The organism is Candidatus Poriferisodalis sp. (assembly GCF_965208895.1).
GTDB lineage: Bacteria > Actinomycetota > Acidimicrobiia > Acidimicrobiales > Poriferisodalaceae > Poriferisodalis.
Map to the genome: position 1 here is coordinate 2,646,378 of NZ_OZ242363.1, position 21,673 is coordinate 2,668,050.

The 21,673-nt window shown below is 66.7% G+C and carries 23 protein-coding genes and 3 tRNA genes; 16 read left to right on the forward strand and 10 right to left on the reverse strand.

Annotated features, from left to right (window positions below; genetic code table 11):
• Positions 1–13 precede the first annotated feature (13 nt).
• Both purM and ACOGJB_RS11960 read left to right on the forward strand, forming a co-directional pair.
• Positions 14–1,147 carry a phosphoribosylformylglycinamidine cyclo-ligase gene (gene purM, locus ACOGJB_RS11955; RefSeq protein ID WP_419837349.1) on the forward strand — a complete coding sequence of 378 codons (1,134 nt, stop codon included), beginning with the start codon at positions 14–16 and terminating at the stop codon, positions 1,145–1,147.
• On the forward strand, positions 1,144–2,559 hold the full coding sequence (locus ACOGJB_RS11960) for an NAD-dependent malic enzyme (RefSeq protein ID WP_419837350.1): 1,416 nt from the start codon (positions 1,144–1,146) through the stop codon (positions 2,557–2,559). Before purM ends, ACOGJB_RS11960 begins: the two co-directional genes overlap by 4 nt.
• An 84-nt stretch (positions 2,560–2,643) precedes the next feature.
• Here ACOGJB_RS11960 and ACOGJB_RS11965 read toward each other — a convergent pair.
• Both ACOGJB_RS11965 and ACOGJB_RS11970 read right to left on the reverse strand, forming a co-directional pair.
• Positions 2,644–2,716, reverse strand: a tRNA-Phe gene (locus ACOGJB_RS11965).
• 1 nt (position 2,717) lies between these two features.
• Positions 2,718–2,792, reverse strand: a tRNA-Asp gene (locus ACOGJB_RS11970).
• A 315-nt stretch (positions 2,793–3,107) separates the two neighbouring features.
• Between ACOGJB_RS11970 and ACOGJB_RS11975 the strand changes: the two genes are divergently transcribed.
• Entirely contained in the window at positions 3,108–4,172 is a 1,065-nt protein-coding gene (locus ACOGJB_RS11975) for a DNA methyltransferase (protein ID WP_419837351.1), read from the forward strand.
• Positions 4,172–5,098 (forward strand): hypothetical protein, encoded by a 927-nt coding sequence (locus ACOGJB_RS11980; RefSeq protein ID WP_419837352.1) that lies wholly within the window; start codon positions 4,172–4,174, stop codon positions 5,096–5,098. The genes ACOGJB_RS11975 and ACOGJB_RS11980 overlap by 1 nt, the downstream gene beginning before the upstream one ends.
• Before the next feature lie 91 nt (positions 5,099–5,189).
• Here ACOGJB_RS11980 and ACOGJB_RS11985 read toward each other — a convergent pair whose 3' ends face one another.
• The 4 genes from ACOGJB_RS11985 to ACOGJB_RS12000 all read right to left on the reverse strand — a co-directional run bounded on the left by ACOGJB_RS11985 (position 5,190) and on the right by ACOGJB_RS12000 (position 8,202).
• Positions 5,190–6,446 (reverse strand): winged helix-turn-helix domain-containing protein, encoded by a 1,257-nt coding sequence (locus ACOGJB_RS11985; protein ID WP_419837353.1) that lies wholly within the window; start codon positions 6,444–6,446, stop codon positions 5,190–5,192.
• 136 nt (positions 6,447–6,582) lie between these two features.
• Complete coding sequence (gene rpmG, locus ACOGJB_RS11990; RefSeq protein ID WP_323671457.1) at positions 6,583–6,747, reverse strand: 50S ribosomal protein L33; 165 nt, start codon at positions 6,745–6,747, stop codon at positions 6,583–6,585.
• Positions 6,747–6,983 carry a 50S ribosomal protein L28 gene (gene rpmB / locus ACOGJB_RS11995; protein WP_419837354.1) on the reverse strand — a complete coding sequence of 79 codons (237 nt, stop codon included), beginning with the start codon at positions 6,981–6,983 and terminating at the stop codon, positions 6,747–6,749. The genes rpmG and rpmB overlap by 1 nt, the downstream gene beginning before the upstream one ends.
• Positions 6,984–7,116: 133 nt before the next feature.
• On the reverse strand, positions 7,117–8,202 hold the full coding sequence (locus tag ACOGJB_RS12000; RefSeq protein WP_419837355.1) for an LLM class flavin-dependent oxidoreductase: 1,086 nt from the start codon (positions 8,200–8,202) through the stop codon (positions 7,117–7,119).
• A 96-nt stretch (positions 8,203–8,298) separates the two neighbouring features.
• Between ACOGJB_RS12000 and ACOGJB_RS12005 the strand changes: the two genes are divergently transcribed.
• The 6 genes from ACOGJB_RS12005 to ACOGJB_RS12030 all read left to right on the forward strand — a co-directional run bounded on the left by ACOGJB_RS12005 (position 8,299) and on the right by ACOGJB_RS12030 (position 13,933).
• On the forward strand, positions 8,299–8,841 hold the full coding sequence (locus ACOGJB_RS12005) for an NUDIX hydrolase (RefSeq protein ID WP_419837356.1): 543 nt from the start codon (positions 8,299–8,301) through the stop codon (positions 8,839–8,841).
• Between the two features lie 204 nt (positions 8,842–9,045).
• Positions 9,046–9,750 carry a response regulator transcription factor gene (locus ACOGJB_RS12010; protein ID WP_419837357.1) on the forward strand — a complete coding sequence of 235 codons (705 nt, stop codon included), beginning with the start codon at positions 9,046–9,048 and terminating at the stop codon, positions 9,748–9,750.
• Positions 9,751–9,838: 88 nt separating this feature from the next.
• On the forward strand, positions 9,839–11,251 hold the full coding sequence (locus ACOGJB_RS12015; protein ID WP_419837358.1) for an ATP-binding protein: 1,413 nt from the start codon (positions 9,839–9,841) through the stop codon (positions 11,249–11,251).
• A 387-nt stretch (positions 11,252–11,638) separates the two neighbouring features.
• The gene (locus ACOGJB_RS12020) at positions 11,639–13,099 is read left to right on the forward strand and encodes a hypothetical protein (protein ID WP_419837359.1); all 1,461 of its coding nucleotides are present in this window, start codon (positions 11,639–11,641) and stop codon (positions 13,097–13,099) included.
• 59 nt (positions 13,100–13,158) lie between these two features.
• On the forward strand, positions 13,159–13,404 hold the full coding sequence (locus ACOGJB_RS12025) for a hypothetical protein (protein WP_419837360.1): 246 nt from the start codon (positions 13,159–13,161) through the stop codon (positions 13,402–13,404).
• Between the two features lie 355 nt (positions 13,405–13,759).
• The gene (locus ACOGJB_RS12030) at positions 13,760–13,933 is read left to right on the forward strand and encodes a hypothetical protein (RefSeq protein WP_419837361.1); all 174 of its coding nucleotides are present in this window, start codon (positions 13,760–13,762) and stop codon (positions 13,931–13,933) included.
• A 39-nt stretch (positions 13,934–13,972) separates the two neighbouring features.
• On the opposite strand, the gene ACOGJB_RS12035 is transcribed toward ACOGJB_RS12030, so the two are convergent.
• Positions 13,973–14,836: an ATP-binding protein gene (locus tag ACOGJB_RS12035; protein ID WP_419837362.1), complete on the reverse strand. Its 864-nt coding sequence runs from the start codon at positions 14,834–14,836 to the stop codon at positions 13,973–13,975.
• A gap of 72 nt (positions 14,837–14,908) precedes the next feature.
• Here ACOGJB_RS12035 and ACOGJB_RS12040 point away from each other — a divergent pair, with 72 nt between their 5' ends.
• The 4 genes from ACOGJB_RS12040 (at position 14,909) to ACOGJB_RS12055 (ending at position 17,123) form a co-directional block, all read left to right on the forward strand.
• Entirely contained in the window at positions 14,909–15,151 is a 243-nt protein-coding gene (locus ACOGJB_RS12040) for a hypothetical protein (RefSeq protein ID WP_419837363.1), read from the forward strand.
• 129 nt (positions 15,152–15,280) lie between these two features.
• Positions 15,281–15,514: a hypothetical protein gene (locus ACOGJB_RS12045; protein WP_419837364.1), complete on the forward strand. Its 234-nt coding sequence runs from the start codon at positions 15,281–15,283 to the stop codon at positions 15,512–15,514.
• Positions 15,515–15,926: 412 nt separating this feature from the next.
• Positions 15,927–16,460, forward strand: coding sequence for a hypothetical protein (locus ACOGJB_RS12050; RefSeq protein ID WP_419837365.1), 534 nt, complete (start codon positions 15,927–15,929; stop codon positions 16,458–16,460).
• Between the two features lie 147 nt (positions 16,461–16,607).
• Positions 16,608–17,123: a hypothetical protein gene (locus ACOGJB_RS12055; protein ID WP_419837366.1), complete on the forward strand. Its 516-nt coding sequence runs from the start codon at positions 16,608–16,610 to the stop codon at positions 17,121–17,123.
• A gap of 155 nt (positions 17,124–17,278) precedes the next feature.
• On the opposite strand, the gene ACOGJB_RS12060 is transcribed toward ACOGJB_RS12055, so the two are convergent.
• Together ACOGJB_RS12060 and ACOGJB_RS12065 are read right to left on the reverse strand one after the other, a co-directional pair.
• Complete coding sequence (locus ACOGJB_RS12060; protein ID WP_419837367.1) at positions 17,279–17,950, reverse strand: recombinase family protein; 672 nt, start codon at positions 17,948–17,950, stop codon at positions 17,279–17,281.
• Positions 17,951–18,189: 239 nt separating this feature from the next.
• The gene (locus tag ACOGJB_RS12065; protein ID WP_419837368.1) at positions 18,190–19,374 is read right to left on the reverse strand and encodes an ATP-binding protein; all 1,185 of its coding nucleotides are present in this window, start codon (positions 19,372–19,374) and stop codon (positions 18,190–18,192) included.
• A gap of 406 nt (positions 19,375–19,780) precedes the next feature.
• On the opposite strand from ACOGJB_RS12065, the gene ACOGJB_RS12070 reads away from it, so the two are divergent.
• Together ACOGJB_RS12070 and ACOGJB_RS12075 are read left to right on the forward strand one after the other, a co-directional pair.
• Complete coding sequence (locus ACOGJB_RS12070) at positions 19,781–20,281, forward strand: hypothetical protein (protein ID WP_419837369.1); 501 nt, start codon at positions 19,781–19,783, stop codon at positions 20,279–20,281.
• Between the two features lie 37 nt (positions 20,282–20,318).
• Positions 20,319–20,957: a DUF6036 family nucleotidyltransferase gene (locus tag ACOGJB_RS12075; RefSeq protein WP_419837370.1), complete on the forward strand. Its 639-nt coding sequence runs from the start codon at positions 20,319–20,321 to the stop codon at positions 20,955–20,957.
• Between the two features lie 502 nt (positions 20,958–21,459).
• Here ACOGJB_RS12075 and ACOGJB_RS12080 read toward each other — a convergent pair.
• Positions 21,460–21,532, reverse strand: a tRNA-Glu gene (locus ACOGJB_RS12080).
• Positions 21,533–21,673 lie beyond the last annotated feature (141 nt).

The window sequence follows — 21,673 nt, forward strand, 5'->3', positions numbered from 1 at the left end:
GCCATCCGATCTGATGACGCTTGAGAGTGCAGGCTCCGCCGAGGACGAGCCTGGGGCCTCCGAGCCTGGGCCGCTTACCTACGAATCGGCCGGAGTGAGCATCGCTGCGGGAGACGAGGCGGTCCGGCGTTTGGCACCGCACGCCCGCAGCACATACCGACCCGAGGTGCTGAATGACATCGGGGCGTTCGGGGCGGTCACTGCGGTGCCGCCGGGCATGGACGAACCGGTGCTGGTGAGCGCGAACGACGGTGCTGGCACCAAGCCGCTCATTGCCGCTGCGCTTGGCCGCTGGGACACGATAGGAATCGACGTGGTGGCCATGTGCGTCGACGACATCGTCACACTCGGCGCAGAACCGTTGCTGTTTCACGACCAGATCACTGCGGGACGTCTTGATCCCGACGTGGTGGAGACGATCGTCTCGGGTCTGGCGGCGGGCTGTCGGACCGCCGGTTGCGCATTGGTCGGCGGCGAGCTGGCAGAACACCCTGACGCACTCGCGCCGGGCGAGGTGGACATCGCCGGCTTTGCCGTAGGAGTCGTCGAGCGGGCACAGCTGCGAACCCCGGTGGGGAGTGAGCCCCTCGTGCTCGTCGGACTCGCCTCCGGTGGGCTGCGATGCAACGGTTACAGCCTCGCTCGCCGCGTCCTGTGCGGCAGTTCGCTCGACGCGGAACAGCTTGCCGCGCCGGCATGGCCGGGCGCCGATCGCACGCTGGGCGACGAGTTGTTGCGACCGTCGGTGATCTATGCCCCCGCAGTGCTCTCATTGTTCAGTGAGTGCGACGCCCGTGCAGCAGCCCACATCACCGGCGGGGGACTGGCTGCGAACGTCGCGCGCATGCTCGGTCCCGGCGCTCAGGCGATCGTGCGGCGAGGCACGTGGCCGGTGCCCGCCATTTTCGACCACATCGCCAGCAGCGGTCCGGTGGCCCCGTCCGAAATGGACCGCGTCTTCAACCTGGGTATCGGCATGGTGGTGGCGGTCCCGCCTGCGTACGCGGACAGTGCCATCGACATTGCCGGCGCAGCGGGACACGACGCATTCCGGATCGGCGAGATCCGACCCGGCAACGGCGGGGCCCAGATCATCGATTCAGACCAATACCCTGCCGTTTCTGCAAACGCGCAGGAGCGCCGATGACTGCCACCGCGGGGTCCCGACCCACCGCCGCCTATTCCGCCACCCTCGAAGTCGAGCTGGCTCACCAGCCGGGCACGCTCGGCCGGCTGTGTACCGCCATCGGCGATGTCGGCGGCAACATTCAGAGCCTCGACGGTTTCACGATCACACAGGGTGCGCTGCGCCAGCACATCGTGGTCGACGCCGCGAGCGAGCAGCACATCACCCAGATCTGCGCAGCAGTCAACGGCCTCGAGGGCATCACGGTCATTGCGGCGCTCGACCGCACGTTCGAGCTGCACGACCGCGGGAAGCTCGAGACGGTCAGCCGCATCCCGCTGCGCAACGCAGATGACCTCTCCATGGCGTACACGCCGGGCGTCGCTCGTGTCTGCCGGGCAATCGTGGATGACCCCGAACGAGTCCATGACCTGACGATCAAGGGCAACACGGTTGCCATCGTCACCGACGGCACGGCAGTGCTCGGTCTCGGCGACATCGGCCCGGCAGCGGCGATGCCGGTCATGGAAGGCAAGGCGCTGCTCTTCAAGGAGTTCGCCGGCGTGGATGCCTTCCCGATCTGCCTCGACGTCACCGACCCGGACGAGATCGTGGAGACGGTCATCCGGCTCGCACCGACCTTCGGCGGCATCAACCTCGAGGACATCGCGGCGCCTGGCGCGTTCGCGGTCGAGGAAGCGTTGCGCGCCGCACTCGACATTCCCGTGTTCCACGACGACCAGCACGGCACCGCGGTGGTTGCGCTGGCGGCGCTTCGCAACTCGGCGCGCATTGTGGGCAAGGAGCTGGCGAATCTTCAATGCGTCATCCTGGGCGCCGGCGCCGCCGGCGTGGCAACCGCCAAGATCTTGGCTGGCGCAGGCGTCGGCAACGTGATCGCCTGCGACCGCAAGGGCACCATCCACCCCGGTCGCGGCGACCTGAACCACGCCAAGGAATGGCTTGCCGCCAACACCAACGCCGAGCGCGTGGCTGGCACGGTGTCCGACGCCATGGTCGGTGCAGACGTGTTCTTGGGGCTGAGCGGCCCTGGGCTCGTCACCCGCGACGACGTGGCGACCATGGCGAAGCGACCAATCGTGTTCGCGATGGCGAATCCCGACCCCGAGATCCTGCCCGACGACATCGCCGATATCGCCGGCGTCGTCGCGACCGGCCGCAGCGACTACCCCAACCAGATCAACAACGTGCTGGCATTCCCGGGCATCTTCCGGGGCGCCTTCGACGCAGGTGCCACCGACATCACCGAGAACATGAAGATCGCGGCAGCCGACGCAATCGCAGCGGCCGTGTCGAGCGACGACCTCTGCCCCGAGCTCGTCATCCCCACAGCCTTCGACCGCTCAGTAGTCCCCGCAGTAGCCGCCGCAGTAGCCGCCGCAGCTCGCGCCGACGAAGTCACGCGCCGCTAAGCACCCCTATTGTCGCGAGTGCGGCGAAGCCTTGATTTCTATTGTCGCGAGCGAGGGCGAAGCCCTTTCGCTCGCATAAACCAGTGGTCGGGACCGGCGTCGATCCGGTGACCTCACGCTTTTCAGGCGCGCGCTCTGCCAACTGAGCTACCCGACCGCGGTCCCGACGGGATTTGAACCCGCGACCTCTGGCTTGACAGGCCAGCGTGAACTCCAGACTTCACCACGGGACCAGTTGATTTGCTGTCTGCTCGCACCAACACGGCGACCGCAGTCGCCCCCGATGCAAGATCAGCAACGATAGCCACCTCGATCAGAAATCAAGCGTCGCACTCGGAGCGATCTCTTCCGAGCTGCGGCGGAGCACGGCGAAGCCATCGCGCGCGCGTCCCGTGGGCACCGCGAGCAACGGCGGGGGGAGCTTGGTGTCACGGTGGGAGACCTCGACAATCCGCGCATCCTGCTGAGTCAACCGAAGGAGTCGGCGTCATCGCCGGTGCTCGACAATGAGCAGGGAGTCCATGACACCCCCCGCCTACGCTGAACGCATGCCGGTCAAACCGACGCGCGACCCGGCCATCGCGGACAAGCCGGGACAGTGCTGGTCATTGCACCGCGGCGACGCGCTCGATGCATATGTGGACTGGCCGCGGCCCGCATTGATCATGTCCGACGGCGCGTATGGCGTGGGCGGCTTCCCAGGCGATCCGCGAACACCCGACGACTTGGTTGGCTGGTATGCACCCCATGTTGAGTGCTGGTCGAAGTACGCGCTTGCGGCGACGACGCTGTGGTTCTGGAATACCGAGATCGGCTGGGCCACCGTGCATCCGTTGCTGGCGGCCAGCGGCTGGGATTACGTCCAGACCGTGGTCTGGGACAAGGGCGTCAGCCATATTGCGGGCAACGTCAACGGTGACACCATCCGCCAGTTTCCGGTGACCACCGAGGTGTGCGTCTTCTACCGTCGGCGGCTGGAATTCGAGACGCCTGAGGGCATTATGTCCGCCAAGCAGTGGCTGCGCCACGAATGGCAGCGGGCTGGCTTGCCGCTGCACCGTGCAAACGAGGCGTGCGGCGTCGCGAACGCGGCAACTCGCAAGTACCTGACCCAAGACTGGCTGTGGTACTTCCCGCCGCCCGAGATGATGGAGCGGCTGGTCGCCTTCGCGAACCGCCATGGTGATCCCCACGGCGCGCCGTATTACTCGATTGACGGAGCTTCGCCACTCACAGCGGCGGAATGGTCGCGGATGCGTGATGTCTGGACTCATGCACATGGCCTGACGAACGTTTGGGCTCAGCCTGCTCTGCACGGCAGTGAGCGCTACAAGGGCAACGGAGTGCGTTCCGCGCCGCGTGTTCACAATCCCGGCCGGCAGGCCGCTGTTCACCTCAACCAGAAGCCGATCGAGTTCATGCGACGCATCGTCGCCGCGGCCACGCGTCCCGGCGACGTCGTCTGGGAGCCATTCGGTGGCCTGTGCAGTGCGTCGGCAGCGGCGGTCACCCTCGGACGGCGGGCATACGCGGCTGAGCAAGTAGAGCACTTCGCCGATATCGCTGAACAGCGACTTGCCGAAGCAACGACAGGCGAGCACGACGATCTGTAATGCCCGAAGACGCCGATATCGCACGAGTGCCCGAACCCAGGCCCCCGACGCCGGATCCTGACCACCCGACGACCGCTCTGGCCAGCCGAGTTCGAGATGCACTCACCGCATTGCCGATTCACTTCCAGTCGCCGACGGTCATGGAGGGTCTCGACGCAACCGATCTGTTTGCGTTGAACACCGTGCTCGGCGCGACCATTGAAGTGCAGGTCGTGGCAGCGCTGAATCGAATGCGCGAAGTGTGGGATCCCGACGGCGAGTGGCCGCTGTACGAGTTCGTCCGACAAGCGCAGACGTTTCCCGATGTCCTCTTGCGCCGCCGCAGCACGGACGGTGTCGACGAAGTGGCGATGGGCATCGAACTGAAGGGCTGGTATCTGCTGGCGAAGGAAGCCGTGCCGAGTTTTCGGTACACCGTCACACCGCATGCATGCAGCGCGTGGGACCTGCTCGTGGTGGTGCCGTGGTGCTTGTCGAATGTGGTGTCAGGCAGACCGCGGGTATTGGCGCCTGGCATCTGGTCGGCCCGTTTCGCCGCCGAGTTTCGCAACTACTGGTGGCAGCACATCAAGCAGACTCGCAGCGACACAACCATTCGCATGCCCGACGGGGTAGTGCCGTACAGCGGTCGGGACCACACGGTCGACGAGCCGGTCTCCGACAGCGGCCACAACTTCGGCAGAATTGCGCGTACCGGCATCATGGATGACTGGATCGACGATGCAATCCGCCAGCCCTTGGCCGGGATTCCGGCCCGTGACTGGGCGGCATTCTTGCGAAAGCACACCGATGACAGCGATCCGGAGGCTGTGTGGTCTCTCTTGAGCGCCGAAGCCGCCGAGATGCTCGCCGGAGGCAGCGCAGCGCGCGCAGAAGAGGTCGTAGCCACCCTTCGACGTCTGACTGCCCTGCTCGCTGACCAGTGAGGATTGAAGACGACCGCTCGTCCGTGCCTCGATCCTGACTCGGATCGGTGGTGGTCACGGCCCCGCGCACACGGGGTATCGGGTCAGCGCTTTACGTGAGCGTCTTGCGCAGTCGGCCGGCGAGGTCGCCGTGGGGCGACACCGACACTCTCTCGCCGCCGCACCATCCTGACAGCGAGCGCAGTTCGGCTGCCAACGCCTCGAGAGCGCTGGTCTCTGCTTCACCACCGCTGGGCCACGCCCCTGGTTCCGCCCAAGAAGCCGGCACCTCCAGGATGCCGCGGTCCCGATCGAAACGGACGTCGAGACGCGCCACCAGCGCATCGTCATGCAAGAACGGCAGCACGAAGTAGCCGTACCGCCGCTTGGCCTTGGGCGTGTAGATCTCGATCCGGTAGTGGAACCCGAAGAGGCGCTCCGCACGCGGGCGGAACCACACCAGCGGATCGAACGGGCTCAACAGCACCGACCGGGACTGCTTGCGGCCGCGCTTCAACCCGGCAGGCACGTAGGCGGGTTCGTCCCATCCTTCGACCGTCGCTTCGAGCAGGGTTTCCTCCTCGACCAATTCGCGAATGTGTGTCCGCGCAACGCGCTTCGGCAGTCGGTGGTAGTCGATCAGATCGTCAGCAGTCCCCATGCCGAGGCAGATGGCGGCTTGGCTCAGCAACGCCCGGTGAGCGTCTGGCTCATCGACTTCGCGTGCCAGCACATCGTCGGGCAGCACCCGTTCGATCACGTCGTAGCGGCGAGTGAAGCCGACCCGCTCCGCGACGCCCACCTGACCGCACCAGAAGAGCCATGCGAGCGCCATCTTTGCGTTGCTGCGTGTGCCCCACGGCCCTCGCACACCGGGTCCCCAGCCCAGCGCTGCGTCCAGTTCCGCCGATGATGCTGGTCCATTGTCGGCCAGCCATGTCAATGCCTCGGTGATGCGGCGTGGCTCTTCGCGCCCGAAGCGCGCAAAGCCGCTCCACATCTCGCCTTGTTCGCCGCGCCGCATATGCCAGCGATACAGCGGCCAATCGCTCACCTGAACGAACGATGCCTCATGGCTCCAGTACTCGGTCAGCTCCCGGTCGGCCGCCCCGCGGGCGTAGGCCGCCCGCTCCAGCAACGCGAGCACGGCGTCGTGCGTGCCGCCGATCCGAGCTCGCAGAACCAGCAAGTGCGAGCGCGCCACGACGTTCACGGCATCGATCTGCAGCAGACCCATGTGGTCCATGGCGCGTCGCAGATGGCGCGCATCGAGCCGTCCCGCCGGGAGCGTTGCAGCGAGCCCTTGCGCGCCGATGGCGAGGTGCCGCGCCGCGCGCAAGCTCAGATGCACAGGCCGAACGGCGGTCATGGCCTCAGTGGCCGCGCCGAAGGGCGGGAACGCGCCCCCGGAAGTCCGGATACGCGGCGGGCAGGCGCCCAGGGCAACAGGCGTTGGGACGCAGGCCGTTCGCGAACCCGCGCAGCTGTCCCGACAGCGACGTCGATCAGCGTTCTTCTTTGAAGATGACGTGCCGACGCAGCACCGGATCGTACTTGCGCAGCTCGATCCGGTCGCGGGTGTTCGTCTTGTTCTTGCGCGTTGTGTAGGTGTAGCCGCTGCCCTCGGTGGACTTCAGCTTGATGACGGGACGCTTGTCGCTCTTGGGCATCAGACTTTCTCCCCGCGACGGCGCAGCTCAGCCACTACAGACTCGATGCCGCGCTTGTTGATGGTCTTGATGCCCTTGGCGCTGACGGTCAGCGTGACCCAGCGCCGTTCGTTGGGAACCCAGAACCGCTTCCGCTGGATGTTGGGCTTGAACCAGCGCTTGGTGCGCCGATGCGAGTGCGACACGTTGAAGCCCGAGTGCGGCCGGCGGCCGGTGACTTGGCAGATGTTGCTCATGTGAAGCAGCCCCCTGCGGGTGGACTCGACAGCAGCGGACAAGGCTACCGAGCAGCCTGGCGAGGTCGCGCCGTCGACGTGATGCAGAGACGGCCTTCGACAGCGGGACGTCGTCCGCCGGTGATCGGTGCGGTCAACCGGCCCGCAGCCGGGGAATGATTTCGCTCCCCACGCGTTCGAGTACGTCATAGCGAGGGTCGAAGTTGGGCAGGATCATGATCTGGTCGAGCCCTCGCTCGCCCAAGTCCGCCAAGCGTTCGACAACCTGGTCGACGGTGCCCACGATGCAGGTTGCATCGATGAGTTCGTCGGTCAGGAACCACGTCTCTTCGGGCAGCACCCAGCAGTTGTGGCCGGCGTGGATCCGCTGGTGGATGCGATCAGGGTCGGTGTCGTCGAGCATGGCGCAGTACTCGTCCCAGACCGCCTCCAGGCGCGCTCCGGGCGACCTGCCGAACTGCCGGTATTGGTCGTAGGAGTAGTGCAGCGATGCCATCGCGAACGCACCCGCCTCGTGATGGACCCGCTCGCGCTGGCTGGCCAGCGTCTCGCCGTCATCGAGGATCACGATGGTTGTGAGCGAACACATCAAGTAATCGTCTCGGTCGAGGGTGCGACCTGCTTCGGCGGCCCCGGCCTCGATGTACTCCCACACCCGGGCCGTCGCTGAACCGTCAGGCGGCACCGACAGCACGGCGCCGTCGCCGTACCGGCCCGCCAGCCCCAACGACCGAGGCCCGAAGCCCGACACGTACAGCGGGATCGGGTCGTCAAAGTTGACGAAGCCCGAGTCCGGCATGATGTGACGGATCGGCTGCGCGCTGCCGCCGAAGTGATGCATGGCTTCCTCGCCGCGAAGCAGCGGCCGCAACGCCCCGAGGTACTGGTCGAACTCGGCAATGCGCTGGGGCTTGTGCCCCATAATCCGCATGGCCGTGTTGCCGGTGCCGATGCCCAGAAATGTCCGCCCGGGAGCGAGGGCGTTGATGGTGGCGATCGACGCGGCAGTGACCGGCGCGGGCCGCGTGCCCGAGACCGACACACCTGTGCCGAGCCCGATGGTGCTGGTGCGTTCCGCAGCAAGCGCCAGCGTGGCATAACAGTCCGACCACAGCATGTGGCTGTCTGCGAACCAGGCATGCGTGTAGCCGAGTTCCTCGGCGCGCTCGACGTAGTCGAGATCGCCGATGTGCGATGCGATGCAAATTCCCAAGTCCATGTCGGCACCCCCGAGTCTGCGTGGATCTCCGCGCGATCTTCGTCGTTGCCCGCGACGAGCTCACCGCGGGTGGCGCGGACACGCTAGACACGAACCGTGGCACAGAACCGACCTGGGTCATCGAAGTCGGGTTCCCCCAAGAAGGGCCAGAAGAAAGACTCAGCCAAGACGCCGATGAAGACGCGGCGCCGCCACCGCGAGCGAGGTCGCTACTCCAACGCCCCAGTGGACCGGGCTGCCGGCGGTGTCGTGTGCCACAAGGGTGCCGTACTGGTGGTGCACCGGCCCCGTTATGACGACTGGTCGCTGCCGAAGGGCCATCTCGACCCGGGCGAGTCCTGGGAAGAGGCTGCGCTTCGTGAGGTGCGCGAGGAGACCGGCGTCCGGTGTGCGATCACCTCGGCGCCGTACCCAGTCAGCTACCTGATCGCCAGCGGGGTGCCCAAGCTGGTGCTCTATTACGCGATGGCGCCGACGAAGGTGCCCAAGCGGCTCACCGGAGACCCGAGCGAGGTCGACGAGGTGGCCTGGTGGGACATCGCCGACGCTGTGCGCGCCTTGAGCTACGACGCCGAACGAGAAGCCTGTTCGGTGCTCACGATCCCGCACCTGCGACGTACCGCTTCCGCTGCTGGCTAGCGACGAAGCCGTGGGCCGAGCCGGCTGGCCCCTCATGGGTTTGTCATAGCTCGCTTTCCAGAATGAGGCCATGGGCGCGGAGCAATCAGCTGTTCTGGAGACCCAGACACACGACAGTGTTGGGCCGACCGGCTGACGTTGCAAGAACGCGGTTGTGAGAGCGCTCTCATCGGGTTTTCATCGAGCACCGTCCACAATGAACCCATGAGCGCCTGCGTAGCTGTCGTCGACGACGACCAGCGCATCCGGGCTGCCCTGCGACGCGCGCTGCAGCTCGAGGGCTACGAGGTGCTCGAAGGCCGCGACGGCTTGGAAGGCGAGGCGCTCGCCGGTCGGGCGGACGTGCTGGTGCTCGATGCCACCATGCCGAATCTGGGCGGATTCGAGCTGTGCCGCCGCCTGCGCGCGGCCGGGAGTCGCTTGCCGATCCTGCTGCTGACCGCCAGAGGCGCCACCGCTGACCGGGTGGAAGGCCTCGATGCTGGCGCTGACGACTACCTGGCGAAGCCGTTCGCGCTCGACGAGCTGCTGGCTCGGCTGCGCGCGCTCCTGCGCCGGAACGCCGAGCCCCTCCCCAGCGATAGCGGTGAGCGTCTGACGTGCGGTGACATCGTGCTGAACACCGCCAGCTACGAGGTGAGCTGCGCCGGCGAGCCCGTCGAGCTGACCCATACCGAGCACCGGCTGCTGGAGCTGTTTCTGCGCAACCCTGGTCGGGTGCTCCACCGTGAGGAGATCTACGACACGGTCTGGGGCTACGACGCGTCGCTGGCCTCCAACTCCTTGGAGGTCTACGTGGGCTACCTGCGCCGCAAGCTGGCCGCCGCGGCAGCGGGCGCGGATGGCCACAGCCCGATCCGAACAGTGCGCGGCGTGGGATACGTCCTCAGAGCAAGCGCGAGCGGCTGAGGGTTCTCCTCGTGGCACTCCTCTTCTTCCGCTCTTGCTCGCCGCGCTCACGGGCCGCTCGGTCCCCAGCCGCTCCTGGGGACCCCACATGAGCGTTCGCACCCGGCTCGGTCTGCTCGTAGCGGCCTCGGTCGCCGTTGCCGTGCTGGCGGTCTCGGGGGTCGCGCTGTGGATCGCCCGAGGCGAGGCCCGCTCGGCACTCGATCGCAAGCTGGATGACCGCGTCGCTGTGCTGGCTGCGAGCGGCGGGCGCTTGCCGGAACGTCGAGGTGTCCAGTTCTTCGGACGGTTCGTGCCGCGGGACGTGCTGGTGCAGGTAGTCGCCCCCAACGGCGCGGTGGTGTACAAGTCAGACGACGTGCTGCCGGTGGGGCGCGCCGACCGTGCGGTGGCAAACGGCGGCACTCGCCGTCACCGATCCGACGTGTCGGCCGACGGTGTGCGCCTGCGAGTGCTGACGGTGCCGATATCGCCGGCCGGCGCGCTGATGGTCGCGAGCCCGCTCGACGAAGTCGACGAGAATGTGTCGGGCTTGCGCAACGCGTTGGCGCTTGTCGCTGTGGTCGGTGTCGCCGGTGCCGGGTTGCTGGGGTTCTTGGTGGCCGGTCGTGCCATCCGGCCGGTCCGGCGGCTCACCGATGCGGCGCGGAATGTCGCGCAGACCCAAGACTTGGATCAGCCCATCGAGCTCGAACGCGATGACGAGCTGGGCGAATTGGCTCGCAGCTTCAACGCCATGCTGGAGGCGTTGGCGCTGTCGCGCGCCCAGCAGCATCGGCTGGTCGCGGATGCCGGCCACGAGCTGCGCACGCCGCTCACCAGCATTCGCACCAACATCGAATTGCTGGCCCGCGCCGAGCCGGCCGCGGTAGCAGCATCGGCCGCAGCGGAAGCCGACGCCGTCGGCGCAGGCGCAGTCGTCGCGCTCGACAGCGACGAGCGCCGCCAGATGCTCGACGATGTGCAGTTCGAGCTGGACCAGCTCACTGAGCTGGTGAGCGAGCTCGTCGAGCTGGCGACCGACCAGCGAGCTCAGGGCGAGCCTGAGCCAGTCGACTTGGCTGAGCTGGCGGCATCGGTGGTGGACCGGCACCGCCGCCGTACCGAGACGGAGTTCGTGACTGATTTCGAGCCGTGCGAGGTGGTCGTGAATGCGGCGCTGGTCGAGCGAGCGATCGGCAACCTCGTCGACAACGCGGTGAAATGGTCCCCGCCCGGCGCACCCGTCGAGATCAGCGTCGCAGCAGCCGAACGCGAAGCTCGGGTCCGAGTGCGCGACCGCGGCCCGGGCATACCCGCCGCCCTGCGCGAGACCGTCTTCGAGCGGTTCTACCGCGCACCCGAAGCCCGCGCCCAGCCCGGATCCGGGCTCGGGCTGTCCATCGTCGACTACGTCGCTCGCACCCACGACGGCGCTGCCGCCGTAGTCGACACCGAGGGCCCGGGCACCACCGTTGAACTCCGCCTGCCTCTGGCGCCCGACGAAGACTCGTCCCGCTGAGACGGGGCCACTCCTAATAGGAAACTGTCCCCAAATCTGCAGGTCAAGGGCGTATTTCCCTGTCTAAGAAACGTTCGTATCGTAGACGGCTGATCTGAGCCTGTCAAGCAGGCGGCTCAGCTCTGCGGTCACTCGCCGGTGACGGCGCCTGTCCGAGCCGCAAACCCGCGTACTTGCTGAGCAATCGGGAACCGTCACCGCCTCGAGGCGAACCGGCCGCCGCGTCGCGCGCCAACCCGTCGTCGCGCTCCCGTTCTGTCGATGAAACGAACGATTCGTAGCCGCGTCGGCTCTGCGGACGGCATCAGTTGCATGGGTCCCTCCCCAGGCGCCGGCGCGGCCGCGGATCGCCCGCCTCAACCGATCCGCTCACCAAGGACCCGCCAAATGCCAAAACGCACCCTCGCGGCGCTCGGCGTCGTGCTCGCGTTCGCCGCCGTTCTCGTCGTCGTGCCGGCGAGCACCGACAGCGCCGACGCGCACCCGCGCACCAAGACCGTGCAGCGCTGCTCCTATGACCCCTTCGCCGGACAGCAGTGCTGGACCGAGACCGTCAGCGTCTCCCACGTCCACAGATGCGGAGCAGGCATGACCGGCAGCTACCCGAACTGCTACCCCATCCCGCCCGCGAACCAGCCGGTCTGCCCCGTAGGCATGACCGGCACACCCCCCAACTGCCACCCCCCGCCGCCCGCAAACACACAACCCCCGCCGCCAGCCACGACCGAGCCGCCACCACCTCCGACCACAGCGGCGCCTCCCCCGCCTACAACGGCCCCGCCGCCGCCGCCGACCGCCTACGTGCCCCCCACGACCACCACGACCACCACAGCCCCGCCGGAATGCCCCGCCGAGCAGACCGGCACGCCGCCGAACTGCAAGACTGGCCGCGACACGACGCGATGCGCCACGGGCTACCACCGCAACGGGAGCACCTGCCACCCCAACCACGGAGACCCGCCCTGCGGCACCGGCCTATGGACACCTCACGTCGGACACACCCCCCAACAACGGCCCGCCTGCGAAGACGACAAGAGCGACGGCACAGGCAGCGGCACGGAGCCGAGCGGCGGCTCTGCCTACGGATTAGCCAACCTGTTCGGGAAGCTCATGCATGCCTATGACAACAACAAGGACACCCTCGCGGAACCCGACCAAGCGCTGATCGACGCGCTGACCGACGCCGCCAAGAGCAAGGCCGCCCGCGACGCCGCCGAGACCGTCGGGCGCGAAGCCCTCATTCTCATGGAGAAGTACTACCCGCTCATCCGCGTCGGCGGAAAGACCATCAGCCTCGCTGATGCCAAAGCCGCAGCAAGAACGTGGCAGGAGCTCCCGCCGGAAGCAAGAATACCCATCGCTGTGGCCGCATGTTTGGGTTTTTCCACGGTTGGTGGTGCTGCGGCGTGCGGACTGCTCGTCGGCTTTGGCGCTCACTACGCCAACCGCTATAGCGAGCAGATCAAGCCGTATCTGGAACCGATGAAACGGCCCGAACCGGGCTCTGATAGCACCGACAAGGACAGCGCCGGCTGCCACCCTGCCAAGGGCGACACCTGCCCCGACGACGACAACGGCGACGCGAACAGCGAACCCGAGCCAACGCCCACCACGGCTCCCCCCAGCCCGGGCGGCGACGACAGCCCCGCCGACGACGCGCCCGACGACAACTCGGCGGGCAGCTACTGCGGTCCTTGGGCATCGTTCGCGTTCCGGGGACGACCGGATCGCGGCGGGGTCACCCTGTTCGTGAATGGTGCCGCATACACCCAGTACCAAAGCAGCTACGACAACCGAGAATGGGCGGCGGCACAATGCCAAGCGGCCCTTGCCAGCCTCGGCCGATGACCGGCGCAAGATCAACCGGCTCGGTTCCGCGAATGAACGCCCCAAACTACCCTGCACCCATGAACACCGACACGGCACCGCCAGCAGCGGCCAGTCCCCGATGGTGGCGGGCACGCGGGCGGGACCGACGCGAGAAGACCATCGTCTTGCTTGTGAATGCCCTAGGTCTCCTGCTGATGAGCCTCATATTCAGTGCCTGGGGGACCTCACCCGCCGCTCTGGTAGCGCTCGCAGCCGTGCTCTGCGTTTGGGCGCTGGGCGCGATGATGTTCGTTCGCTGGCAGCGGAACCGAATCTCGGCCTGACGCGATGCCTACCCGTGCTCAAGAGGCAGGCAGGCGTATTGCACCGGCCGGGGGGCTGTGTGCGTAAGCGGTGGACGGTCTGGTGGGGCCGACCGTTGACGCAGGCGATGTCGCGGGCATCGTGCGCGACGGCGAACCGGGTTAAGCGTCGGGGCTATCGAGCAATGCGGCGACGACAGCCCCACTGATGATGATGACAGCGGCTCGGACGAAGACAATCGCCTGGGCTGGCCTGATCGGAACATCGGGCCTGGAGCGGCGTTCGGCGGAATTGATCGCAGCCCGCAGAAATCCCCACGAGGCTGAGGTGCCGCCGAGCCGATGAGCGCCGCCAGGGAGTTCCCGGCTGCGGCGTGTGATCGGAAACGACTGGTTTGGGTACGTGGTGATGGCCATGATCTGGCGTGCCGTGCTGTGGCTGACAGGGTGGCCGTGGTGGGTGCTGTCGGCACCCGCAGCGGTCATCGCGGGCTGCATCCTGATGTACGCATGGGCCAAGCGGCGCCCTGAGGCGGCAGGTGGGGGCTAGCCGACGTCGGTCACGAACTGCGCACATCACTCGCCAGCATCAGACGGCGTTGCGGGGATCGGCAGACGGCTGCGTCGCGTAGGCGACCATGCGGCTGAGGTCGCAGACCGTGGCTGTGCCGCTGCTGGCTGTCTCGGGGCCGCCGTTGACGAGGAACCGTCGATGGGCGCCGATCAGGTCGGCGGTGTCGTTGAGACGGGTCATGTCGGCGCGGCTGGGGTTCGTGGTGAGCTTGATCTCGACGGCCCACAATTCGCGTCCGACGTTGAGGATCAGGTCGATCTCGCGGCCATCGACGGTGCGAAGGTGCGAGGCGCTGAACCTCCTTCCGGCTTGCTGCAAAGCGGTGAGCACCTGGTCGATGACGTGCCCTTCCCAGCTTGCTCCCACCATTGGGTGCCCAAACAGGCCTGCAGCCGTGTCGACACCCCACAGGGCGTGCAGCAGGCCGCTGTCGCGCCAGTAGACCTTCGGCCGCTTGGTGAGTCGCTTGCGGGCGTTGGCGTGGTAGGCGGGAAGGCGCCTGAGCAGGAACGCTCCCTCGAGGTAGTCCAAGTAGGCGTTCACGGTGTGATACGAGAGGCCGAGGCCGCGGCCCAGCTCGCTCGCGTTCCACTGCTGCGCGTGCGATACCGCCAGCAGGTCGAAGAGCCGCTGGGTGGTGCGCGCCGTTGCTGGCAGGCCCCATGCCGGCAGGTCTCGCTGCGCGAGCAGGCTCAGATAATCGTGCTGCCAGTCCGCGAACCCTCGGCCGCCGAGCACCCCGCCGTCGGGGAAGCCGCCGCGGTGCCACAGCCGTTCGCGGCAGTCGCCGTTCAGTTCCAGCCACGACAGCGACGGCGACGGCTCGGGCGATCCCGTCTGGGACGAGCTGCTGCGAAACAATCCGCCGCAGAATGACAAGGAGCGAGATGCTCTCCACGCGAAGTACATGTGTGACACTTACGGCATCGAGTATTTCTGCAAGTCGGCCCCATGAACTACGCTGACACCATGGCACTCGCCCAGCTCTGGACGGTCTGGGCCATCTCCCTAGCGGCATTCATCGCGGCATGCATACTGACGTCGCATGCCGATTGGATCATGCCCCGTCTCCTGCTCGGGCTGCTTTGTGGCGTGCTCATGGTGCTCAGCCAAGAAGTCTTTATGAAGGCGATAGAGGCCAGCAAGAGCGCCCGCCGACGCGCAGCCGAGCAGGCGGAGACGTTCGCCAAGTAGCGGCCCGCTGCGCTTGGGCGCTGCCGGTAGAGGCCGCCTGGGCGCGGCTGGGCACGGTGACTTCCCGCCGGGGCACTGCGAATGAGCACCCCCGACGTTGCGCTAAGCGCCATGAACTACCCTGACACCATGAGCGCTGCCGAACCCAGCAGCCCGCCAGCCCCGACGTCTTTCTTCAAATCGTTGCTCCATTCCGGGCCGCGCTGCGCTGTGGCGTACTTGGCAGCTAAGGGCGCGATGAGCATCGGCTTCCCGTGGTGGGTCGTGCTGGCATGGGTTCCGATCTACGGGATCGTGTCGTATACGCGTTTCCGCAGGCAGTGCCGCCGTGAGGCTGAGCAAGCGGAGACGTTCGCCAAATAGCGGCCCGCTGCGCTTGGGCGCTGCTGGAACTTTGGGGAACCCGTCGGTTTCGGTCGGCGGGTTTTCTGCTTGTTGCGCTGAGGGCGCTCGGAGTCTCTGATGCAAAGGCGAGGGCTGACTATCGAGCCGACGACAGCAGCGGCGACGACGACAGCAGCGGCGACGACGACAGCAGCGGCGACGATGACGGCAGCTACTGCGGCCCGTGGACATCGTTCGCGTTCCGAGGGCGCCCCGGTCGCGGCGAGGTCACGCTGTACGTGAACGGTGCCGGATACAGCCAGTACCAAAGCAGCTACGACAACCGAGAATGGGCTGTGACACAATGCCAAGCGGCCCTCGCCAGCCTCGGCCAATGACCCGCGCAAGATCGACCGGTTCCGCAATGAGCGACCCCAACTACCCTGACACCATGCCTACGAACGAAACCGCTGGGCGCCGCCGGGAGTGGGGTCGTTGGGCGCTTCTCTGGTTTGTCCCGCTGTACGTCGCGGCACGGATTATCGACCCAGGGCCGCTGGCAATCTTGCTCGCTGCCGTCTCTATTCTCGGAGCGCTCGCGCTCCTTCCTGACCGCAACGGCCGCGAGCGCGCTACCGCTGTTCTTGCCACTGCCGCGGTACTCGCCGTGGGCCTGCTGGCCCTGCGGCTGCTGTCCGCGGGGTGGGCTTTGGCGGCGATCCTCGCCCTCACTGCTGCGGCGATGACGGCGCTGCTCGGGTGGCATAAGAGGCGTATGTCGGGCGGTCGGCCGGACAGGCCCGAGGCGTCGCCCGCGGCCCGGACGCCAGCGGAGCGGCGAGCAGCAACCGAAGCGCGTTGGGCGCAGGGCGCGGAGGCGGCCCGCCGCGAGCGGGCCGAACAAGCAGCCGAGTACGAGCGGGCGGCCGAGCAGCGGCGCCGTGAGGCCGCCGAGCGGCGCGAGGCCGAGGCGGCTGGTAGCTGACATCGCGGGCGCTCGACGTCGGGCTTGCCGACGCGCGATGTGGATCCCACGCCGAACACACCGCCCGAGGCGAGCACGCCGCCGAGCCGATGACCCGCGCAAGATCGACCTGTTCCGCAAATGAGCGCCCCGAACTACCTTGAACCCATGGCCGCGAACGAACCCGATGCGATGCCCACGAAGCGGGGCCGCTGGGAATGGCTGTGGTTTTTCGTGGTGATTCTCGCGGGGCGAAGCGTCATCGATTCGAGCATGACGCTGGCGCGACTGATCGCCTTTGCTGCGCTGTTCGCAGCGGTTGCCCTGTGGGCCAGCCGTGACTTGCGCGAGCGTCTGGCAGGGTTGCTCGCAGCGGTCGCGGTGCTGGCCGTTGGAGTGCTGTCCTTGCGTCTGCTCTCCCCCGGCTGGGCCGTAGCGCCGGTTCTGGCTGTCAGCGTTGCCGCAGGGGCGACCCTGATCAGGTGGCAGGGGCACCGTGCGCCGACAAAGCACGGGCCGCCGCCGATCGCGGCAAGGTCCTCGCAGCCGGCGATGCGTACCGACGTTGTTGCTTCGGGGCGTTGTCGTTGGTGCGGGCTGCGGCCAGCCGCTGTGCTGTGCGCGGGCCGTTCTGACGGCGGACCCTGCCAGTCCGTCGAATCGTCGGCGGTCGCGAGCCGCTAGCGGGGGTTATCCGCAGCCCGCGTCTTTGAGGGCGTCGCATACTTCCCTGAGCCGGGTCTGGCCGGGGGGCTGTGTGCGTCAGCGGTGGACGGTCTGGCAGGGCCGACCGGTGACGCAGGCGATGTCGCGGGTGCCGTGCGCGACGGCGAATCGGGCTAAGCGTCGGGTTTGTTGAGCAGGGCGGCGACGCTGGAGTGGTGCCAGGTGGTCTTGCCGGTCGCGGTGAGAATGCCTGCGACTTCGAGCGCCGCTGCGATCTCGCGCAGGCTGTAGCCCTCGGCATGGAGTTGCTTGGCGAGGGCTCGGGCTTCCTCGGGCTGATTGCTGGGCCTGCCGAGCCGTGTGCCGTTGCGTCGGGCGGTTTGCAGGGCCGCGACCGTGCGGGCGCGGGCTGACCCGGCTTCGTGGGCAGCGATGACAGCAAGGATTCCGACCAGCAGCCGGCCGTCGTGAGTCTTGGTGCCCTCCGGTGCATCAAGGGTGATCAATTCCCATCCCAGGCGCTCAGCACGGTCGAACAGCTGCAGTGTTGCCAGCGTTTCGCGGGCCAGCCGGTCAACGCGTGTCGCCACGAGCATGTCTGCTTCGCCTTGCTCGAGCTGCACGAGTGCAGTGCCGAGCCCAGGCCGCTCGTCAACGGGCACTGATCCTGATACTGCTTCGTCGTTGACGCGCTCGACGACGCGCCACCCGCGAACGGCAGCCATGTCGGCGACGGCTCGGTGCTGGGCATCGATACTGAGCCCGCTTGCGGCTTGGGCGCCGGTCGACACGCGGGCATACGAGATGACTCGCTTCGATTCGACTACATACGTACGTTCATTCATAGAACGCAACGTAGTGCATGCAAACGAATGATTCAAGAATGCAGGTTCGCAGTAAATGACCAAGTCGAACCGCGCAGCCGCCGAGGTGGTGTCCCACAACCCAAGTACCGCCGCGAAGACGACGTGCGGGGCGAATTGGTGCGCAGCTGCAATGCGATGCTGGAAACCTTGGCGATGTCGCACGCCCAGCAAATTGGTCACCGATGCTGGTCATGAACTGCGCACATCGCTCGCCGGCATCAGACGGTGTTGCGGGGATCGGCAGACGGCTGCGTCGCGTAGGAGACCATGCGGCTGAGGTCGCAGACCGTGGCTGTGCCGCTGCTGGCTGTCTCGGGGCCGCGGTTGACGAGGAACCGTCGATGGGCGCCGATCAGGTCGGCGGTGTCGTTGAGACGGGTCATGTCGGCGCGGCTGGGGTTCGTGGTGAGCTTGATCTCGACGGCCCACAATTCGCGTCCGACGTTGAGGATCAGGTCGATCTCGCGGCCATCGACGGTGCGAAGGTGCGAGGCGCTGAACCTCCTTCCGGCTTGCTGCAAAGCGGTGAGCACCTGGTCGATGACGTGCCCTTCCCAGCTTGCTCCCACCATTGGGTGCCCAAACAGGCCTGCAGCCGTGTCGACACCCCACAGGGCGTGCAGCAGGCCGCTGTCGCGCCAGTAGACCTTCGGCCGCTTGGTGAGTCGCTTGCGGGCGTTGGCGTGGTAGGCGGGAAGGCGCCTGAGCAGGAACGCTCCCTCGAGGTAGTCCAAGTAGGCGTTCACGGTGTGATACGAGAGGCCGAGGCCGCGGCCCAGCTCGCTCGCGTTCCACTGCTGCGCGTGCGATACCGCCAGCAGGTCGAAGAGCCGTTGGGTGGTGCGCGCCGTTGCTGGCAGGCCCCATGCCGGCAGGTCTCGCTGCGCGAGCAGGCTCAGATAATCGTGCTGCCAGTCCGCGAACCCTCGGCCGCCGAGCACCCCGCCGTCGGGGAAGCCGCCGCGGTGCCACAGCCGTTCGCGGCAGTCGCCGTTCAGTTCCAGCCACGACAGCGGCGTCAGCTCCACCACGCTGAGGCGGCCGGCCAGAGATTCGGAAACGTTCTTCATGAGCGACGGCGAGATCGACCCCAGCAGCAGGAACCGCCCGTGCCGGCGACGGGCCGCGTCGATGGTGCTGCGCAGGCGCGGGAAGATCTCCGGCGCTGCCTGAGCCTCGTCGATGACCACCAAGTCTTCGCTCGCGGCCATCTCGGCCCACTCCAAGTCCAGCCGCAAGCGGTCTGCGTCGAGTTCCATGTCGTAATAGCGGGCCCCGAGCGAGCGGGCGAGCGTCGTCTTGCCGCACTGACGCGGTCCCACCAGGGCGACCGCCGGATAGTCCGCCAGGCGGCGCTGCAGCAGCGAGTCATGGCAATCGGCGGCGATCTTCCGTTCCAGCACTGCTGAGAAGCCTAGTTTCAAGTTCTATTTCTCAGCAAGTCCATTTCTATTTATCAGACCAACGGTTTCTGCATCTGCGAGCCGGCGCAGTGCATGCACGTAGCGATGGGTGCACCCGTGCCATCTCGGTCGAGCAGGGCGAGTGCGGCCCGGCGCCACAGCCGCACCGACACAGCATCACGATTCATCGAGGCCCTCCAGGGTTCGGCGTGTCCAAACACCGATCCCCCACGGCCTCGACCCCTACCCGCGGACCCTCAACCCACCCCCAGCTCGCCCCGCCTGCCGCGACTGGCTCAACACCCAACAAACCGCCGCTTGACGAACCATAGGAGCATCGCGAGTCTTGTCGTGTCGCCTGGCTCACGCTGTCGCCGGGTGCTTTCGCCGCGTTAGTGTCGCGTGCATGGAGTCGAGCGCTGCCGAGTCGGTCGTGACACCGCCGCATCCTGGGCTGCGCATGCCAGTGGCCCGTTGGCTGCCGCGCTACATGTCCCCGCGTCGCCGCTCGACCCGCGACTCGGCTCTGCGCAGCTTCGCGAAGCACTGGGCGCTTGTCCCCGAGCACCGCGAAGCGATGATCGCCGACCCGCCACGTCACGGCTACATCACCGACCGTTGGCACCCATGGCATCGATGGAACCTGGTGCGAGTCGCAGCAGTGGTGCATGCGTTGTGCGATCGAGACGGCATCGACGTGCCCGACTGGGTTCACAAGCACCGTGCACCGAATCACATTCGTGTCTCATGGGGGGCATTCTCCGTTCTCGGCGCACCGGATCAGGCTGATCCGCGTTCCGAAAAGCGCTACAGCGACGCCCCAGAGGCATGCAACTATCACCGGGCATGGTTTGACCAAGCGTTCATTGAGGACATCAGGGTGCATGGCTTTCGGCCAATGGTCTGAATAAGCCGCCCTGAGCACGGCTGCGGGGACACAGGGCATGGCCCCATCCAGAGACAGCTACCGGTTCGGCCGTTCGGAGATGCTCGACTATTTGTCGGCGCTCGACGAAGCGCTGAGCGGCGGCCCGCCGGTGCATCTGATCGTCTGCGGCGGCGCGTCGATGATCTGGCGCTACGACGATCGGCTCAGCAGCGACATCGATGTCCTCAACTCGTTGCTGGACGACAGGACCCATGCAGCCGTCCTTGAAGTGGCTGGCAGATTCGGTATCCACCATGACTGGATGAACGATTCCGTGTCACGCCATCAATTGTTGCCGCACTTCGAGCGAGAACGCATGTACACCGGACGAAACCTCACAGTGGACAGCGTGAGCGGGCAGGCGCTAATCGCTATGAAAGTCCTAGCCGGACGCGACAACGACCTGCGCGACGCAGCCCGCTTGGCAGCTGATCTCGACGTCACTACCTACGACGAGATCTACGACGCTGTGACTGAGACGTACGACTGGGAGTTCCCCGGCGGCACGGCCGACTGGTCAGACAACATCGAACCGATCCTCGCCCGAGCCGCCGAACTCCGTACGAAGCAAGGCAAGGTCGGCTTGTGGCAGCGTCTGAGACGCCTTGTACGCGACGACAAGACCCGCTACCCGTCAGAGATGAAACCACGGTAGCCGCTTCGAAACCAGCAGCCGCCCAATTCGATTACTGCCAGCACACCGGACCGTATGGCTGCACACGAATCGTTCGTATCGTGGACATCTGATCTGAGCCTGTCAAGCTGACTTTTCAGCTCTTCGGTCTCTCGCCGGTGACGGGGCCTGTCTGAGCCGCAAACCCGCGTGCTTGCTGAGCAATCGGGGACCGTCGCCGCCGCCGAACTGACACCCGCCGCGGCGTCGCACGCCGACTCATTGTCGCGCTCCGGTTCTGTCGATGAAACAACCGTTTCTTAGACACGAAAATGCGTCCCTGACCTGCAGGTTTCGGGACAGCTTCCCGTTGCGAGTGGCCCCGTCTCAGCGGGGCAGGTCAGCCCCGGGCTGTCCATCGTCGTCTATGTCGCTCGCACTCACGACGGCTCTGCTTCAGTGGTTGGCACCGAGGGCCCCGATGCCGCCGTCGAGCTTCGGCTTCCGCTCATCCGACATGACTGAGGCGGAGGCTGCTCGACAGCACCCCCAACGGGATTCGAACCCGTGCCGCCGGCGTGAAAGGCCGGTGTCCTAGGCCGCTAGACGATGGGGGCAGGGCACATCAGGTTACGCCTCGCCACCGCCGCGACCACCGACGCTGAATGCGGGCAATTCCGGCCGTTGGTGGGAGGGAATCGAGCGCCGGTGCCCTAAGGGCCCGCCGCGGGTCAAGTCGCGCGAACGATCCGTGTGAT

Bases quoted from the DNA above. Each gene is read 5' to 3' on its own strand.
- purM (WP_419837349.1), top strand. From the start codon at position 14: ATGACGCTTGAGAGTGCAGGCTCCGCCGAGGACGAGCCTGGGGCCTCC.
- ACOGJB_RS11960 (WP_419837350.1), top strand. From the start codon at position 1,144: ATGACTGCCACCGCGGGGTCCCGACCCACCGCCGCCTATTCCGCCACC.
- ACOGJB_RS11975 (WP_419837351.1), top strand. From the start codon at position 3,108: ATGCCGGTCAAACCGACGCGCGACCCGGCCATCGCGGACAAGCCGGGA.
- ACOGJB_RS11980 (WP_419837352.1), top strand. From the start codon at position 4,172: ATGCCCGAAGACGCCGATATCGCACGAGTGCCCGAACCCAGGCCCCCG.
- ACOGJB_RS11985 (WP_419837353.1), bottom strand. From the start codon at position 6,446: ATGACCGCCGTTCGGCCTGTGCATCTGAGCTTGCGCGCGGCGCGGCAC.
- rpmG (WP_323671457.1), bottom strand. From the start codon at position 6,747: ATGCCCAAGAGCGACAAGCGTCCCGTCATCAAGCTGAAGTCCACCGAG.
- rpmB (WP_419837354.1), bottom strand. From the start codon at position 6,983: ATGAGCAACATCTGCCAAGTCACCGGCCGCCGGCCGCACTCGGGCTTC.
- ACOGJB_RS12000 (WP_419837355.1), bottom strand. From the start codon at position 8,202: ATGGACTTGGGAATTTGCATCGCATCGCACATCGGCGATCTCGACTAC.
- ACOGJB_RS12010 (WP_419837357.1), top strand. From the start codon at position 9,046: ATGAGCGCCTGCGTAGCTGTCGTCGACGACGACCAGCGCATCCGGGCT.
- ACOGJB_RS12015 (WP_419837358.1), top strand. From the start codon at position 9,839: ATGAGCGTTCGCACCCGGCTCGGTCTGCTCGTAGCGGCCTCGGTCGCC.
- ACOGJB_RS12020 (WP_419837359.1), top strand. From the start codon at position 11,639: ATGCCAAAACGCACCCTCGCGGCGCTCGGCGTCGTGCTCGCGTTCGCC.
- ACOGJB_RS12025 (WP_419837360.1), top strand. From the start codon at position 13,159: ATGAACACCGACACGGCACCGCCAGCAGCGGCCAGTCCCCGATGGTGG.
- ACOGJB_RS12040 (WP_419837363.1), top strand. From the start codon at position 14,909: ATGAACTACGCTGACACCATGGCACTCGCCCAGCTCTGGACGGTCTGG.
- ACOGJB_RS12045 (WP_419837364.1), top strand. From the start codon at position 15,281: ATGAGCGCTGCCGAACCCAGCAGCCCGCCAGCCCCGACGTCTTTCTTC.
- ACOGJB_RS12050 (WP_419837365.1), top strand. From the start codon at position 15,927: ATGCCTACGAACGAAACCGCTGGGCGCCGCCGGGAGTGGGGTCGTTGG.
- ACOGJB_RS12055 (WP_419837366.1), top strand. From the start codon at position 16,608: ATGGCCGCGAACGAACCCGATGCGATGCCCACGAAGCGGGGCCGCTGG.
- ACOGJB_RS12060 (WP_419837367.1), bottom strand. From the start codon at position 17,950: ATGAATGAACGTACGTATGTAGTCGAATCGAAGCGAGTCATCTCGTAT.
- ACOGJB_RS12070 (WP_419837369.1), top strand. From the start codon at position 19,781: ATGGAGTCGAGCGCTGCCGAGTCGGTCGTGACACCGCCGCATCCTGGG.
- ACOGJB_RS12075 (WP_419837370.1), top strand. From the start codon at position 20,319: ATGGCCCCATCCAGAGACAGCTACCGGTTCGGCCGTTCGGAGATGCTC.